The sequence below is a fragment of the uncultured Brevundimonas sp. genome (assembly GCF_963977465.1).
Lineage (GTDB): Bacteria > Pseudomonadota > Alphaproteobacteria > Caulobacterales > Caulobacteraceae > Brevundimonas.
Window position 1 is genome coordinate 40,163 of record NZ_CAXBOQ010000008.1, and the last position, 16,601, is coordinate 56,763.

Here is a 16,601-nt window from a genome sequence, read left to right on the forward strand (position 1 = left end):
GACTGGATCAGAACAAAGAGTGAACATTCAGTTTCTGGATGCTCATGGACCCGCCACCGCTTTTCTCGAATGCGCCCTATCCCGCCGAGCCGGCGGCGCTGGAAGAGGTGTGCGCGACGGCACCCGGTGACTTGGCGACGGCCTTCGCCTTCGCCCTGTCGCGCGCGCCCGAAGCGGTGCGTCCCGTGGTGTTTCTCGCCGCCCCTCGAGCCTGGCTGGCGGAGCACGGTCGACCTTATGGGCGAGGTCTGCCGGGGGTCGATCTGATCCTGGCGGCGACGTCGACCGGGACCGAGGGATTGTGGGCGATGGAGCAGGCGTTGCGATCCGGGGCGGTGACGATAGCTTTGGGCGGGATCGAGGAGGCCAGCCTGGCCCAGACCCGCAGGCTGGGGTTTGCCGCGCACGAGGGTGGATCGGTCGGGGTGATGCTGCGGCTGCGCGGCGGCGGGCTCAGCGCGGCCCGACGGCGCTGGCGCATCGCGCCCGCGGCCAGTGCAGCCCAACCCGCCGACGTCCGGGCCCCGGGGGCAGGGCGTCTGTGGGCCGAACTGGTGCGCAGCCGCAGCGAGCGGCCGGGCATGTGGATGCTGGAGCAGGCTGATGAGACGCATCGTCTCCGTCTGGCTGATCGACTGGCCGGTGACGGTCTGGGCGCGATCGGCCGGACGAACCTCGCCGCCTGACCCGGCCCTGGCCCCGGCCGTGCCTCTGGCCCTGATCCGCAAGACGGCGCGGGGAGCGGTGATCCACGCCCTGAATCCGGCCGCCCGGGCTGCCGGCCTGCATCGCGGCCAGACCCAGGCCGACGCCCTGGCCATGATCCCGGCCCTGACCTGTCGTCCGGCCGACCTTGAGGCCGACCGAAGCGCCCTGGAGAGCCTGGCGCTCTGGGCCGAGCGCTGGTCTCCGGCGGTCAGTCTGTCGGCGTCGGATGACGGGCTGGACGGGATCTGTTTCGACATGACCGGGGCCGCGCATCTGTTCGGCGGAACGGCCGCCCTGCCGGACCGGATCGGCGCGCGGCTGGCCGAGGCCGGGATCGCCGCGCGGGTTGCCGTGGCTCCGACGACCGGGGCGGCCTGGGCCCTGGCCCGGTATGGCGATCCCGAGCGCCGGACCCTGTCCGTGGATGACGACAGCCTGAGAGCCAGCCTGGCCGGTCTGCCGGTCGAGGCCCTGCGCATCGGCACGGACACCACGGTCGAGGCGCGCCGGTTCGGGCTGAAGCGGATCGGCGACCTCTATCCGATGCCCCGCGCCGGGCTGGCGCGGCGGTTTCGCGATGGCGACGGAGTCGATCTGGTGCGGCGGCTGGATCAGGCTCTGGGCCTCAGTGCCGAGGCTCTGGTGCCGGTCCGCGCCGCGCCGCGCTATCGCGTCTGGGAAGCCCATGCCGAGCCGTTGACCGAGACCGACGGGATCACCGCCCGCCTGCCCGGTCTGGCCGCCGATCTGGTCGCGGCGCTGGAACGGGACGGTCAGGGCGCGCGGACCCTGACCCTGAGCGGCTTTCGCACGGACGGCACGGTTAGCGGACTGTCAGTACGGATGAGCCGTCCTGATCGTGACCCGGTCGTCTGGCTGAGGCTGTTTCGGGAAAAAGGGTTGGAGCGGATCGACCCCGGCTTCGGTATCGACGCCCTGATGCTGAGCGCCGATCTGACCGAGCCGGTGACGGCCAGGCAGACGGAGATGACGGCGCAGGTCGCTGACGACCGCGCCGCGGCCCTGGCCCCGCTGATCGACCGGCTGTCGGCCCGGCTGGGAGAGGGACGGGTGCTCAGGCCCGAGCCGGTCGACAGCTGGATTCCGGAACGGGCCGAGCGGCTGCGTCCGGCCCTGGGTCATGTCACGCCCCTGGCCGATAGCGGCGACGGGCGGCGGCGTCCGGTCCTGATGTTCGATCCCCCGGAGCCGATCGAGGCCCTCGCCGAACTGCCGGACGGGGCCCCGGCCCGCTTCACCTGGCGGCGGGTGTCGCGGCGGGTAAAACGGGCTGATGGACCCGAGCGGCTGTCGCCCGAATGGTGGCGACCGCGTCCCGACGGGCGTCAGGTCCGCACCCGCGACTACTACTGCGTCGAGGACGACGGGGGGCACCGCTACTGGCTGTTCCGCGAGGGTCTGTATGGCCGTGAATACGCCGGCCATGACGATGAGCGCGCGCCATCGTGGTGGATGCACGGGATGTTCGCGTGACGGTCCGGGCGACCGGCTGGAGCGGCGACTATGCCGAGCTCGGGGTCCGGACCAATTTCAGCTTTCTGGAGGGAGCCTCGCATCCGGCTGAACTGGTCGAACAGGCCAAGGCCCTCGGTCTGGCCGCGATCGGTGTGGCGGACGTCAACACCCTGGCCGGGGTGGTGCGGGCCCTGATGGCGGCGGAGACTCAGGATCTTCGCCTTGTGGTCGGCTGCCGTCTGGTCTTCACCGACGGCAGCGAACTGATCGTGTTTCCGCGTCACCGCGCCGCCTATGGACGGCTGTGCCGCCTGCTGTCTCTCGGCAAGAGCGAGATCGTTTCGCCTCAGGCACCCGACGACGGGGAGGATGAGCGGATCATCAAGGGTGAAACACGGCTGACCTTCGACAATGCCTGTATCTTGGGCGAGGGGATGATCGCCCTGGCCGTGGCCCCGGCCCGGCCCGACGTCGCCTTTGAGGTCCGGCTGGCCGGTTGGCGGCGGGCCTGGCCCAACACCCTTTATCTGGCGGTCCAGCCCCTGTGGGACGGACGGGACCGGGCGCGGTTGAACCGTCTGGCGGCCATGGCAGAGCGGACCGGCGCGCCGCTGATCGCCACCAATGCCGTCCTCTATCACCATCCCGACCGCCGTCCGTTGCAGGACGTTCTGACCTGTATCCGCGAGGGCACGACCATCGACCGGGCCGGGCGACGCCTGCAGGCCAGCGCCGAACGCCATCTGAAGTCACCGGCAGGGATGGCGCGTCTGTTCCGGGGGCATGAGGCGGCGCTGGAACGCACCATGGAGGTGGTCAGGGCCTGCAGCTTCTCCCTGCGCGAGTTGCAGTATGAATACCCCGAAGAACCCGTGGCCCCCGGATATTCGCCGCACCGCTATCTGATCCGGCTGACCTTCCGGGGCGCGCGCGAGCGCTGGCCACCGGGCGTGCCGGCCGATGTGGTCGCCACCATCGTCAAGGAGCTGAGGCTGGTCCGGATGCTGGGCTACGCGCCCTATTTCCTCACCGTGCACGACATCGTCCGCTGGGCCCGGGCCGAACCGCGACGAATCTTGTGCCAGGGGCGGGGCTCGGCGGCCAATTCGGTGATCTGCTACTGTCTGGCCATCACCAATGTCGATCCGGCCCAGCAGGCCATGCTGATCGAACGCTTCATCTCGGCCGAGCGCCGCGAACCGCCCGACATCGACGTCGATTTCGAGCATGAACGCCGCGAGGAGGTGATCCAGTATATCTATGATCGGTACGGTCGCGACCGCGCCGCCATCGTCGCCACGGTCATCCACTACCGCCCCCGGTCGGCGATCCGCGACGTGGGCAAGGCGCTGGGGCTCAGCGAGGACGTCACCGCCCGGCTGGCCGACACGGTCTGGGGCTCGCACGGCAGCGAGGTCCGGGACGAGCACGTCGACCGGGCCGGGCTGGGTCGCGACGACCCGCGCCTGAAGCTGGCGCTGGACCTGACCGCCGAGCTGATCCGTTTCCCCCGCCACCTGTCGCAGCACGTCGGCGGCTTCGTCCTGACGCGCGGCCTGCTGACCGAAACCGTGCCGATCGGCAATGCGGCGATGGACCGGCGGACCTTTATCGAATGGGACAAGGACGACATCGATCATCTGGGGCTGATGAAGGTCGATGTGCTGGCGCTGGGCATGCTGACAGCGCTGAAGCGGGCGTTCGGCATGATCGCCGACAGCCATGGCCGGGACCTGGACCTGCACACGGTGCCGCGCGAATGCCCGGCCGTCTATGCCATGCTGCAGAAGGCCGACTCCGTGGGCGTCTTCCAGGTCGAGAGCCGGGCGCAGATGGCCATGCTGCCGCGGCTGCGACCCGAGACCTTTTATGATCTGGTGGTCCAGGTGGCCATCGTCCGGCCGGGCCCGATCCAGGGCAAGATGGTCCATCCTTATCTGAAGCGGCGGGCCGAACGGCGCGAGAAGGGGGCGGCCTTCCGGGTCGATTTCCCGCACCCGGCCCCGGGCATCGGCCGTCCCGACGAGCTGGAGACGGTGCTGGGGCGAACCCTGGGCGTGCCCCTGTTCCAGGAACAGGCGATGAGCATCGCCATGGTCGCGGCCGCCTTCACCGGAGCCGAGGCCAACGGCCTGCGCCGGGCCATGGCCACCTTCCGCCATCTGGGCACCATGCCAGCCTATGAGGACAAGCTGGTTCAGGGGATGGTGCGGCGCGGATACGATCCGGAGTTCGCCCAGAACTGTTTCAACCAGATCAAGGGCTTCGGCGAATACGGCTTTCCCGAGAGCCATGCCGCCTCGTTCGCCCACCTCGTCTACGTCTCGGCCTGGGTGAAATGCTGGTACCCGGATGTCTTCGCCGCCGCCCTGCTGAACAGCCAGCCGATGGGCTTCTACGCCCCGGCCCAGATCGTGCGCGACGCGCGTCAGCATGACATCGAGGTCCGACATCCGGATGTGAATGCCAGCGGGTGGGACAGTGGTCTGGAGCCGGTCCCTGACCGTTCCCACCACGCCCTGCGCCTGGGTCTGCGGACCATCGGCGGCTTTCGTCAGGACTGGGCCCGGGTGCTGGTTGAAGCCCGGCAGGACGGGCCCTTTACCGATCTGGAAGACCTGCGACGCCGGACGCGATTGCCGCCGCCGGCGCTGGATCGGCTGGCCGAAGCCGATGCCTGTGGTTCGCTGGACCTGCCGCGACGTCAGGGTCTGTGGGCGGCCCGGGGCGCTCCGCCGACGTCCAGCGCGCCACTGTTCGAGGCCATGGGCCTGACCGAGAACGACGGGCCCCCACCCGAGGCCTTGCCCCGGCTCAGCGCCTCGGAGGAGGTGGTCGGCGACTACCAGACGATCCGCCTGTCCCTGAAGGGTCATCCGGTCGCCTTCCTGCGCGAGCGACTGACCGCGGCGGGAGCGATGACGGCGGCGGCGATGGCCGGGGTGCCGGACCGCCGTCGGGTCACCGTCGCCGGGGTGGTGCTGGTGCGCCAGCGCCCCGGCACGGCCAAGGGGGTGGTGTTCCTGACGCTGGAGGACGAGACCGGCGGGGCCAATCTGGTGCTGTGGGCCGATGTGTTCGAACGCCTGCGACCGATGGCCATGGGCGCGCGGATGGTGCTGGCCCGCGGGCGGGTGCAGCAGGCCGACGGCGTGACCCATCTGGTGGTCGAGGATCTGGAGGACTGGACCCCGATGCTGGGTCATCTGACCGGCGACGGGCCGTCAGGCCCGGTGGCACCGGGACGGGGGCAGCATCCCCGTGACGTGCGGGTGTTGCCGGGGTCGCGCGACTTTCACTGAGGGGGGAGAGCCGGTTGACCCGACCGACACAGAATATCGGCACAGCACGGGCAGAACCACCGCGCCGCTTCACGACAGGTTACGACTTGTAAAACGTCGATCCTGGTGGTCCTATCGCCGCTTCGTCGGGGAGGCGGGTCGCGAGGGGATCGCAGGCTCATTCCGCAACTCATACGGATCCCCGGGGGTCCGCCATCCAAAGGGTCGGCATGAATATCGTCATCATTCTGGGTATACTCATAACCCTTGTCACCGGCGTGCCGGTGCTGCTGCAGATGCTGAAGCACCATCCACGGGGCCTCATCATCCTGTTCTTCGCCGAGATGTGGGAGCGGTTCTCCTACTACGGGATGCGCGGCATCCTTATCTTCTTCCTGACCCAGCATTTTCTGTTCGATGATGCGATGGCGGGGTCGACCTACGGGTCCTACACCTCGCTGGTCTATCTGCTGCCGCTGGTGGGCGGCATCCTGGCCGACCGCTATATCGGCACCCGCAAGGCCATCGCTTTCGGGGCCCTGCTGCTGGTCGCCGGTCACGGCATGATGGCCCTCGAAGGCAGTCCCGCCACCGAAACCCTGACCTACGGCGGCACCGCCTATGAGGTCGCGGCCGAAGGTCGTGGTGCCAACCGTGACGTCGCCATCGTGATCGACGGTGAAAAATACAGCTTCGGCGCAGCGGAGGGTGGCGGCATCGCCATCGCCGGAATGCCTGCCGGGGCCAGCCTGCCGGCCACGCTGGCGGACGGCTCCTACCAGATGACACAGACGCGGAATACGAATGACATCAACATCTTCTACCTGGCGCTGTCGCTGATCATCATGGGGGTTGGCTTCCTGAAGCCGAACATCTCCAGCATCGTCGGCCAGCTCTATCCCGAGGGTGATCCGCTGCGGGACTCCGGTTTCACCCTCTATTATTACGGCATCAACCTCGGCGCCTTCTGGGCTGCGGTACTGTGTGGCTATCTCGGCCAGACCGTGGGCTGGTGGGCAGGCTTCGGCCTGGCCGGCATCGGCATGGCGCTGGGCTGGGTGGTCTTCGTGCTCGGCAAGCCGCTGCTGCAGGGTCATGGCGAACCGCCGAACCCTGAACTTCTGAAGCGGCCGCTGATCGGTCCGATCAACCGCGAATGGTTGATCTACATTCTCGCCGTTCTCGGTGTCGCCGTGGTCTGGTTCATGGTGCAGCGCAACGCCCTGGTCGGCAATGTGCTGCTGGCGTCGACCGTGCTGTCGCTGGCCGCGATCATCTGGATCATCGTCGGGGTCTGCAAGACCTGGGTCCAGCGTCAGCGCATGATGCTGGCCCTGGTGCTGATCTTCGGCGCGGTGGTCTTCTTCACCCTGTTCGAGCAGGCCGGTACCTCGCTGAACCTGTTCGCCGACCGTAACGTCGACCTGACCATCAGCCCGGTGGCCATGCAGTTCCTCGGCATCACCATCGGCACGCCGGCGCAGATCGCGGCGGCGGGCATCACCCCGTCGGGCTTCTGGATCGACGCCACCATCACGGCGGCCCAGGTGCAGTCGTTCAACGCCGGCTTCATCCTGATCTTCGCCCCGATCTTCGCGGCGCTGTGGGCCTGGCTGGCCAGCAAGAAGATGGATCCGAACCCGACCATGAAATTCGGTCTCGGTCTGGTCCAGGTCGGCCTCGGCTTCCTCGTCGTGGTCTGGGCGGCTGGTTCGGGCATGGTCAGCCCTACCTTCCAGATGCCGTTGATGATCCTGGCGCTGCTCTACATGCTGCATACGACCGGTGAGCTGTTCCTGTCGCCGGTAGGCCTGTCGGAGATCACCAAGCTGTCGATGCCTTCGGTGGTCAGCTTCATGATGGCCGTGTGGTTCCTGGCCAGCTCCATCGCCCAGTTTGTCGGCGGCAAGATCGCCGGCCTGATGGGTACAGAGACCGTCGGGGGTCAGGTTCTGGATCCCCAGGGGGCTCTGGCCACCTCGCTGCAGGGCTTCGACACCCTCGGCAAATGGGGCGTCGGCATCGGTATCGGCTTCATCCTGATCAGTTTCCTGATCAAGGGCTGGGCGCATGCCGTCGGTGGTGACAACCATCCCGGACCGAGTCTGACCGATCGCGGTCAGGAGGATGCGAACATCGCCAGGCCTGAACAGACCTGACGTCAGACCTCTGGCAAAAAGAGGGGGCGGAGCCGAACGGCTCCGCCCCCTTTTTTGTGAGGAATCCCGCGCTCAGAGTGACTTGCGAATCTGCAGGAACAACCACGACCCCCGGGACCGGACGTCGGTCTCGCGATAGGCCAGCGGCGTGCTGTCGCGCGGTCCGGAATGGATGTCCCGCTGACGGCGGGACTCGGCATCGGTCAGATTGTTGACGTCCAGACGGATGCTCAGGTCGTTCGAGGGCTTCCACTGGATGAAGGCGTTGAACCGGGGTCCCGATTCGTTGATCCGCAACTCCCGCACGCGATAGCTGGTGCCGGCGTCCAGATCGCAGCCGTGGTTCATGCCCCACGCCCATCGCCCCCCGTCGAGGTCCTGGGTGAAGGTCACACCGCAGCCGAAACCGTCGTCGCCCGAGAAGCGCCGGGACTCACCGGTCAGCGGGTCCTCAATGTCGGTTTCCCGAACCGCGACCCTCGCCACCAGACGCCCGCCGGGTACGCCGATCCGGTCGACCGGCAGGGTCAGGCGGACCTCGAACTCGGTCTGGGTGCCGGTGCCGATATTGCCCAGGGCCTCGAACCCCCCGATCAGCGGAATGATGTCGATATAGTCCTCGACCACGGCATGGGTCAGCCGCGCACTGAATGCCCCTTCGTCCCAGAACCGGCGTTCGTAGATGGCTTCGTAATAGGTGGTCTTGTCGGGCTCCAGATCGGCGTTTCCGGCCTCGACCTGCCCCAGATCGACCTCTGCCGAAGCGGCAAAGTCGTCAAAATCCAACTGGCCCACCTCGCGTTCGATACGGAAGCGGAACTGATGCTGTGGCGCGGGGATCCAGGTCACCAGAAGGCGCGGCTTGGGATAGACAAAGGACTTGGCCGTGTCGGTGTCACCCGACTGGCGAATCTCCGAGACCTCGACCCGCAGACTCCCTTCGACCGTCAGCTTCGGCGTTGGCTGCCAGGTGGTCTGGCCAAAAGCCTCTCCCCGCAGTTCCTCGACCAGCACGGAGGCCCCCGGCAGGGCGACGGGCAGGCCGTTTTCCTCATAGGCGCTTGCCGTGTCGAGGAAGTTGTAGGCGATTTCGCCCCCGCCCTCGTAGGACCAGCGATCATTGCGCCGATACCGAACCACCCCCCGTCCGATCGTCTCGCCCGAGGTGGAGTCGCTGGTGAACAGTCCTGTCCGTCCCGTGCGGGCAAAGCCGGATTCGACCGATCCGCTCTCCAGACGCTGCAGACCGTTCAGCTCCAGCTCGATGTCCGGACCCAGAGACCGGGTCCAGCGCGCGCCGAACTCACCGTTCAGGGACTCGACGGCCGACTGACTTTGATCGTCGTCGCCCGCACCCGACAGGATGGTCACGGCCTGTTCCCGATCACTGCCGAAGAAGGATGCGACCGCCGTCAGCCGCAGCAGACCCCCGCCCTGCGGACGCTGGATCGCCCCCGATGCCCGTACATTGCGGAACCGGTCCCAGGCGTCGATCCCGGCGTCCTGGACAAGGGAGCCGGACGGATTGAACCGTTGTCGGCGGCCCTGGTTGGTGCCGTCCGTGCGATCAACCGTGGCGCTGATGGCACCCTCGATCTGGTTGTCACCCGCACGGCGCGAATATTCGGCCCGGACGATCGGACCGATATAGCCGTCCTTATAGACGTAGGTATCGAGGGCCAGAACCCGTTCGACCGTGACACTGGTCTTCAGCACCACATTGGCGACGACCGAACGTCCCTGCATATCGATGCCCGGGGCACCGCCCTGGATCAGTTCGATGTGTTCGACGCTGTCGGCTGAAATCCTTTCGAGCAGATTGTCCAGGCCCTCGCTCTTGGTTGAGGGGTGACGTCCGTCGATCAGTGCATTACCGGACGTTCCGGCCAGGCCCCGCGTGCCCGAACTGCCGCTGTTCAGGACGAAGCCGGGCAGGCGCTGGATCATGTCCAGCGCCGTCCGCGGGCGAAGGTCGGCAAAGAAGGCGGGATCAAAGATCAGCACCCCGGGGCGCTCCGGGTCCTGTCGAGCCACGATGCCGGCTCCCGGGCCATTGTCCTGGGCCACAACGGGTGTGGACAGCCCCAGGCAGAGGGCGCTCGTGACTGCGCCCGCCAGCCAGACAGTGGTTCTCATATCGCCTCCCCTGGACGCGACCACCCATACCGCCTGAACCGTCAATCACAGGTTACAAGACGAATAACTAGCCGCTGGTTGTCCCTAGAAGGTCTTGCGCACCCGGATCTGGAAGAAGGTGCGCGGGTCGATCAGCTGGCGATCCACGTAGGCGATCGCCCGGGTGGTGCGGTCGGCATAGACGATCTGCTCAAAGGTCGAGTCGTTCCAGATGTTGACCTGGGCGCGGATCGACAGGCTCGCGGTCGGCTTGTACTCGGCCCAGGCCTCGAAATAGTCGCGCAACAGGAAGGTTCGTTTCTGGTCAGGATCGTAGGTGGGCTGGTCAAACGCCGGCAGGAAGTTGAAACCCCACTGGGCCTTCAGGCTGGTGATGTCCTGCCGGAACTCGATCACGACCTGGCTGGGTCGGACCCGCGAGATCGGCCGGGTCTCGCCGGTGGTTGGGTCGGTGACCTCGGTGTGGTTCCAGGTATTCGATACGGTGAACAGACCGCCGGACAGACCGAGTTTGGTCGTCGGAATCGTGGCTGAGACCGCCAGCTGGTCCAGCGTCCCGTCGCCGATATTGCCGGTGGCGGACAGGCCGCCCGGCAGGGGTATGACGTCGAGCACGTCGATGATCTCGTCGTGCCTGAGGCCGACGCTGACGATCCCCTCTTCCCAGAAGCGGCGCTCCCAGGTCAGTTCGCTGATCCAGCGTTGTTCGGGCTCAAGATCGACGTTGCCCCCGAAAACATTGCCGTTGTTCAGGTCGGCGGAGGCGGCGAAATCACTGAAATCCAGCTGGCCGAGCTCGCGTTCGAAGCGGAAGCGGAACTGGTTGTTCTCCATCGGCGTCCAGGTGGCGAGGAAGCGGGGTTTGGCGAAGAACAGGCTCTTCTCCTGGTCGGCGTCGCCGGACTGGCTGATGGTCGAGCCCTCCAGACGCAGTCCGCCCTCCAGCGTCAATTGGTGGTTGAGGCGGAACGTCGCCTTGCCGAAGGCCTCGCCGCGCGTCTCCTCGACCGTGACCGAGGCTGAGGGTAGCGGGACCGCTACGCCGCCGACGGTGAACGCCTGGTCGATCTCCAGCATATTGTAGGCCAGCTCTCCGCCCGTTTCGAAGGTCAGCCGGGGCGAGCGTTCAAAGCGGAGCAGTCCGCGCAGGATCGTTTCAGAAGTATTTCCATCGTAGCCGAAGACCTTGTCGGGGCTGTCGACGCCATTCAGGCTCTGGCGATAGGACGACGTGCCGCTGAAACTCCTGAACTGGTGGATGAAGCGGGTTTCGAGTTTCCAGCGCTCGCTGAGCGGCCGGGTGTAGACGACCCCGAACTCGCCGTTGTCGCTGTCCTCGTTGTCAAAGCTTTCGCGACGGGCCACCGCCGAGGTCTGCAGCTGCTGGCCGTGCCAGTCGTTGATGCCATAGCGGGCGGTCAGATCGATCTTGCCCCCGGCCAGTGGCCCCGAATAGTTGCCGCGGATTGAGTCACCACCGCCGTAGCCGTCGGTGTAGATGCTTTCGTCGCGGAGCACCGCGCCATTGGCGTCGGTACGCACGACCCGGCCGGTGCCGTTTGAATCGCTCGACCCGATGCCGTCGCTGAGGGTCAGGCCCCAGCTGCGGTCACCTTCGCTGGCAGTGAACTGATAGTTGGCTCCGAACAGGTCCTGACCACCGTCGTACAGGCTGGCGTAGGTGGTCAGGATATGTTGTCGCGAGCTTTCGGACTTGAGGATCACATTGGCGACGACCGAATAGCCCTGCATGTCGATGCCGGGGGAACCGCCGCGGATCAGTTCGATACGCTCGACCTGGCTGGCGGTGGTCCGCGACAGCACGTTGGATCCGGTGTCGTTCTTGGAGGCCGGACGCGCGCCGTTGATCAGGACATTGCCGACCGACCCTTCGAAGCCGCGGCTGCCCGAACCGTCATCGACCGAGAAGCCGGGGACCCGGTTGACCATGTCCAGGGCAGTATTGGGTTGCTGCTCGGCGAAGAAGTCGGGCGTGAAGACCAGGACGCCGGTGCCGGCGGGGTCCGGGGTGGCGGCGCTCGCTGCCGTGGGAGCGGGCCCGCCGGCCGGAGCCTGGGCGAGGGCCACGCCTCCGCTGAACAGGATCGCCGTGGTCGCCAGCAGCAAGGATTTGGTCATCGTGGAATTTCCCTCATCGAACGAGGGCTGGTGTGACGTCACGACGCAGGGAGTTCTAGTTACAAGGCGGAAAGGTGGATTAAATCGACGACATGATTACAGAACGGTCATATTTCCGAACAGTAATCCCGAACATTATTTCGCCATAATGTGCAGCTGAAGATGGTAATACTTAACTGCAGCGCGGCGTTGTTCTAATTCGCCAGCCTGTCGAGGTGCGGTCGGGTATTCTAAACCGCCGTCCCGCCGACGGTCAGGCCGCCGATCTTGAGGCTGGGCTGGCCGATGCCGACGGGCACGCCCTGGCCGCCCTTGCCGCACACGCCGACGCCGGGGTCGAAGGCGAAGTCGTCACCGATCATGGTGATGTTGGTCAGGGCCGTGGCCCCGTCGCCGATCAGGGTCGCGCCGCGCACCGGGGCGGTGATCTTCCCGTCCTCGATCAGATAGGCCTCGGTGCACTGGAACACGAATTTGCCGTTGGTGATGTCGACCTGGCCGCCGCCGAAATTGGCCGCATAGAGACCGCGCTTGGTCGAGGCGATCATATCCGCCTGTGAGGCGGAGCCGCCTTCCATGAAGGTGTTGGTCATCCGCGGCATCGGCATGTGCGCGAACGACTGGCGCCGGCCGTTGCCGGTGGCGCGCTGTCCCAGCTGACGGGCGCTGAGCCGGTCGTTCATCAGCCCGACCATGATGCCGTCCTCGATCAGCACCGTGCGCGAGGTCGGGGTGCCCTCGTCATCGACCGATAGCGAGCCACGGCGTCCGGGGATCGAGCCGTCGTCGACCACGGTGACGCCCGGGGCGGCGACGCGCTGGCCCATCTTGCCGCTGAACACCGACGAGCCCTTGCGGTGGAAGTCGCCCTCGAAGCCGTGACCGACGGCCTCGTGCAGCAGCACGCCGGGCCAGCCGGCCCCCAGCACCACATCCATCTCGCCCGCGGGACAGTCGACCGCCTCGAGGTTGGTCAGGGCCTGGCGCAGAGCCTCGTCGACCTGACCCTGCCAGCGCTCGGGGGCGATCCAGGTCTCGAATCCGGCCCGGCCGCCCGCGCCGGACGAGGCGCTCTCGCGGCGACCGTCCTTCTCGACCGTGATCGAGACGTTGAGCCGGACCAGCGGGCGGATGTCGCGCACGGTCAGGGCGTCGGCGCGCAGGATCTCGATGGTGCGCCGTTCGCCGACGATCGAGGCCGAGACCTGGACCACGCGTGGGTCGCGGGCGCGGGCCCAGGCGTCAATCTCACTGAGCAGGGCGATCTTGTCAGAGAACACCGGCGCGGCGAGCGGATCGATCGCATCATAGAGTTGCTGGTTGGTGGCGCGCGGCCCCTCGGCGACGACAGCGGCGTGACCCTGTTTGGCCAGGGCGGCGCTGTCGGCGGCCCGGCGCAGGGCGGCGGCGCTGATCTCGTTGGCGTGGGCATAGCCGGCAGTTTCCCCGGCCACCACGCGCAGGCCGAAGCCTTCGGTGGCGTCATAGGCGGCGGCCTTGAGCCGGCCGTCGTCGAACACCAGTGATTCGCTCTCGGAGCGTTCGAGGAACAGTTCGCCGTCATCGGCTCCGTGCAGAGCCCCTTGCAGGATGGACAGGGCCTCGTCGGGATCGACGCCGGCGGCCTGAAGGATGGGGGTCGGTGAAACAGATGCGGTCATGGGCCCTAAGTAGGGACTGAGGTCGCCCTCGTCTAATCGCCGGTCCGATGACACGAAAAAGGCGGCGACCACGGGACCGGTCGCCGCCTCAGCTGTCCGTTCCGGAGCGACCGGTCGGGATCAGCGTTCGTGAATGTCGCCCGAGCCCGAGACGTTGCTTTCCAGCTTGGCCGGACGGGTGGTCAGGGTGATGTCGCCCGACCCGGCGATCGACAGTCGTGCCGTGCCGGTGGGCCCGACGCGGGCCTCGCCGGAGCCCGAAATGCCGACAGTGGCGTCGGTGGTGACCATGTCCGAGAGATCGGCCTCACCGGAGCCGGCGATGTCGAGGTCCAGAGTTGTGGTCTTGCCGGTGGCGGTGACGTCGCCGCTGCCGGAGATGTCGATCGACAGGGTCGGCTGGTCATAGTCCCGGATGGTCAGGGACTGGGACCCGGCAAGATTGAAGCGGGTGACCGAGGGAGCAGTAACGACGATCTTCAGGTTGTCGCGGTCATTCCAGGCCGAGAAGCCTCCGGCCCGCCAGCGAACGGTGATCTCGTCGGGGCCGTCGGCCGTGATACGCCCGTCCTTGATCTGGACCCGGTCGACGATGGTCTGGGAGCCGGTGATGACGACCCCGGCCTCGGGGCCCTGGACGTAGGTCACGTCGGCGGGAAGATTAACCGACAGTCGGTCGCCGCCGGTCCAGGCCATGGTGCGGGTCACGGCCGGGCTGCGTTCGCCCGTTACGCTCTCGATACGGATCAGGTCGTCGCCGTCCTGGAAGACCCAACTGCCGCCGTTGCGGTCGAGGTCACGGGCCACGAGACCGGCGGCCCCGGACAGGCTGGCGATGGCCAGCACCAGGGCAGCCCCGGCGATGATGAGAAGGGTGCGGATCATGCCGGCTCTCCCGGGTTCTGGGCTGTGTTGGACTCAAGCGCCGGCTTTAGCAGCCGGTAGTGGAGGCGGGCGAACCAGACGAGGGCGTTGACCAGCAGTACGGTCAGGATCGCCAGAATGGCTCCCGCCGCAGTGGCTCCGGCCATCGTTCCGAGCCCGGCCAGCAGGGCTGCCAGACCACCGCCGGGCAGGCCGGCGAACGGGCCGGCGACGATCAGCACACCCCCGGCGAAGAACAGGGCGATAACGGCGATGAAGAAGCCGATCAGGGTGCCGATCACCCCCATCAACAGGGGCAGCAGAAAGATGATGTCGATCGCGCCCAGACCGAGGACGGCGAAAACGGCCCCGGCCGCGGCCGAGGGGTTTTTTTCCTGCTGCCAGCGCTGGATGCCGGCTTCAGCCTTCAGTTCGCGGGCGAGTCGCTCGGGATGCCCAAGGGCAGCGGCGACCTCGGCCTCGCTGCGTCCGTCGGCGGCACCGTCGTCAAAATGGGCGTCATAGTCGCTGAGTATCTCGGCGGCTGTGGAGGTCGGCAGGCCAACCAGCCCGCTCTTCAGCCGGGCCATGAAATCGGCACGGGTCATTGGGCGTCTCCGGTCTCTGAAGGGGTGGGGGCGGTCCTGGCGGGCGGTGTGTCGGCAAGGACGCCGTCAACGGCCCGGACAAAGGCGCGCCATTCGTCGCTCTGGGTCGCCAGGGCATCAGTGCCGGCGGCGGTGAGTCGGTAGTATTTCCGCGACGGGCCGCTGGATGATTCGACCAGATAGGTCTCGACCAGTCCATCGGACTGCATGCGGCGCATCAGCGGATAGATGGTGCCTTCACCCATATCGATGGCGTCGGCGAGTCGGCTGGCGATCTCATAGGCGTAGCTGTCCGCCCGGGCGAGGAGGGCCAGCACACACAGGCTGAGCACCCCCTTTTTAAGCTGTATCTCGATGGTTTCAGTCACATCGGTGTCTCCTGCGTTATCTTTTGTCTATCGCAAGGTATCGTGTCTCACAAGGTAGCTATCCAAACATGACAGCGAATTAATCGATCGCACAATGGGGCGGTGCGGCGTCATGGGCGCGTCAATCGCTTGGCAAGACGAAGGTGAGCCGATATGGACCGGCCTTGAAACCGTCGTGGGCGTTCCGTCCCGGCCTTCACCTGCGACCCAGTCGCAGGCGTCTGCTGCAGAACAAATTGATGAGGAAGTCTCGAATGGGGAAGGGCACGCGAGCCAGAGGGTCGTTGATGACTCTGGTCGGAGGCGCATTCGCCTCCATGACCCTGGCCGTATTCGCCGCGTCGCCGGCCTGGGCGCAGGATCGCATGGGCCAGCCCACGCCGGGCGGCATCGACCTGCAACCGGCCGCGTCGCCGCTGAAGCATGAAGCGATCTGGTTCCACAATGTGGTCCTGATGCCGGCAATCGGTTTCATCAGCCTGCTGGTGCTGGGCCTGATCATCTGGATCGCCATCCGCTACAACAAGAAGGCGAACCCGGTGCCCGCGCGCTGGAGCCACAACACGGCGATCGAGGTCATCTGGACTGTGCTGCCGGTGCTTATTCTGGTGGTCATCTCGCTGTTCTCGTTCCGCCTGCTGTTTTCCTATGAGGACATGCCGGACCCCGATCTGACGGTGAAGGTCACCGGCAACCAGTGGAACTGGGCCTATGAATATCCCGATCAGGGCGTGGCAGAATTCATCTCGACCATGATGTCCGAGGAAGAGTCGCCGCCGCAGCTGTATCGCCTGGCCGCCAACGAGCCGATGGTCGTGCCCGTCGGCAAGACGGTCCGGGTTCTGGTCACCGCCTCCGACGTGATCCACGCCTTCGCCATGCCGGCCTTCGGCCTGAAGACCGACGCGGTCCCGGGCCGGGTCAACGAGACGTGGTTCCGGGCCGAGCGTACCGGCAACTTCTATGGTCAGTGCTCGGAGCTGTGCGGCGTCGATCACGCCTTCATGCCGATCCAGATCAATGTCGTCACCGAGGCCGAGTTTGCGGCCTGGGTCGTTGGCAAGGGGGGCTCGATGACGCCGCTCGCCGCCGCTGCCCCGACCGAGACCCCCGCCCTGGCCGCCGCATCGGCGACCCCTTCCGCTGCTGAGCCGGCTGTCGCCGCGCCGGCTGCCCAGTAACGCTACGCGAGAGCCCCAAA

Annotated in this window: 11 protein-coding genes; 5 read left to right on the plus strand and 6 right to left on the minus strand. The window is 66.7% G+C overall.

Annotated features, from left to right (window positions below; genetic code table 11):
• Positions 1–44: 44 nt before the first annotated feature.
• The 4 genes from AAC067_RS15340 to AAC067_RS15355 all read left to right on the plus strand — a co-directional run bounded on the left by AAC067_RS15340 (position 45) and on the right by AAC067_RS15355 (position 7,624).
• Positions 45–686: a hypothetical protein gene (locus tag AAC067_RS15340; protein ID WP_339933724.1), complete on the plus strand. Its 642-nt coding sequence runs from the start codon at positions 45–47 to the stop codon at positions 684–686.
• Positions 604–2,202 carry a DNA polymerase Y family protein gene (locus tag AAC067_RS15345; RefSeq protein ID WP_339933725.1) on the plus strand — a complete coding sequence of 533 codons (1,599 nt, stop codon included), beginning with the start codon at positions 604–606 and terminating at the stop codon, positions 2,200–2,202. The genes AAC067_RS15340 and AAC067_RS15345 overlap by 83 nt, the downstream gene beginning before the upstream one ends.
• A complete protein-coding gene (locus AAC067_RS15350) occupies positions 2,199–5,486 on the plus strand; it encodes an error-prone DNA polymerase (RefSeq protein ID WP_339933726.1) in 3,288 nt (1,095 codons plus the stop codon). The genes AAC067_RS15345 and AAC067_RS15350 overlap by 4 nt, the downstream gene beginning before the upstream one ends.
• Before the next feature lie 209 nt (positions 5,487–5,695).
• Positions 5,696–7,624: an oligopeptide:H+ symporter gene (locus tag AAC067_RS15355; protein WP_339933727.1), complete on the plus strand. Its 1,929-nt coding sequence runs from the start codon at positions 5,696–5,698 to the stop codon at positions 7,622–7,624.
• Between the two features lie 72 nt (positions 7,625–7,696).
• Here AAC067_RS15355 and AAC067_RS15360 read toward each other — a convergent pair whose 3' ends face one another.
• The 6 genes from AAC067_RS15360 to AAC067_RS15385 all read right to left on the minus strand — a co-directional run bounded on the left by AAC067_RS15360 (position 7,697) and on the right by AAC067_RS15385 (position 15,400).
• The gene (locus AAC067_RS15360) at positions 7,697–9,760 is read right to left on the minus strand and encodes a TonB-dependent receptor (RefSeq protein WP_339933728.1); all 2,064 of its coding nucleotides are present in this window, start codon (positions 9,758–9,760) and stop codon (positions 7,697–7,699) included.
• A gap of 84 nt (positions 9,761–9,844) precedes the next feature.
• Entirely contained in the window at positions 9,845–11,899 is a 2,055-nt protein-coding gene (locus AAC067_RS15365) for a TonB-dependent receptor (RefSeq protein WP_339933729.1), read from the minus strand.
• 230 nt (positions 11,900–12,129) lie between these two features.
• Complete coding sequence (tldD, locus tag AAC067_RS15370; RefSeq protein ID WP_339933730.1) at positions 12,130–13,560, minus strand: metalloprotease TldD; 1,431 nt, start codon at positions 13,558–13,560, stop codon at positions 12,130–12,132.
• A 120-nt stretch (positions 13,561–13,680) separates the two neighbouring features.
• Positions 13,681–14,445, minus strand: coding sequence for a DUF2807 domain-containing protein (locus AAC067_RS15375; RefSeq protein ID WP_339933731.1), 765 nt, complete (start codon positions 14,443–14,445; stop codon positions 13,681–13,683).
• Complete coding sequence (locus AAC067_RS15380) at positions 14,442–15,032, minus strand: DUF1700 domain-containing protein (RefSeq protein ID WP_339933732.1); 591 nt, start codon at positions 15,030–15,032, stop codon at positions 14,442–14,444. The genes AAC067_RS15375 and AAC067_RS15380 overlap by 4 nt, the downstream gene beginning before the upstream one ends.
• Positions 15,029–15,400, minus strand: coding sequence for a PadR family transcriptional regulator (locus tag AAC067_RS15385; protein ID WP_339933733.1), 372 nt, complete (start codon positions 15,398–15,400; stop codon positions 15,029–15,031). Before AAC067_RS15385 ends, AAC067_RS15380 begins: the two co-directional genes overlap by 4 nt.
• 287 nt (positions 15,401–15,687) lie before the next feature.
• On the opposite strand from AAC067_RS15385, the gene coxB reads away from it, so the two are divergent.
• Positions 15,688–16,581, plus strand: coding sequence for a cytochrome c oxidase subunit II (coxB, locus tag AAC067_RS15390; RefSeq protein ID WP_339933734.1), 894 nt, complete (start codon positions 15,688–15,690; stop codon positions 16,579–16,581).
• The last annotated feature ends 20 nt before the right edge of the window (positions 16,582–16,601 follow it).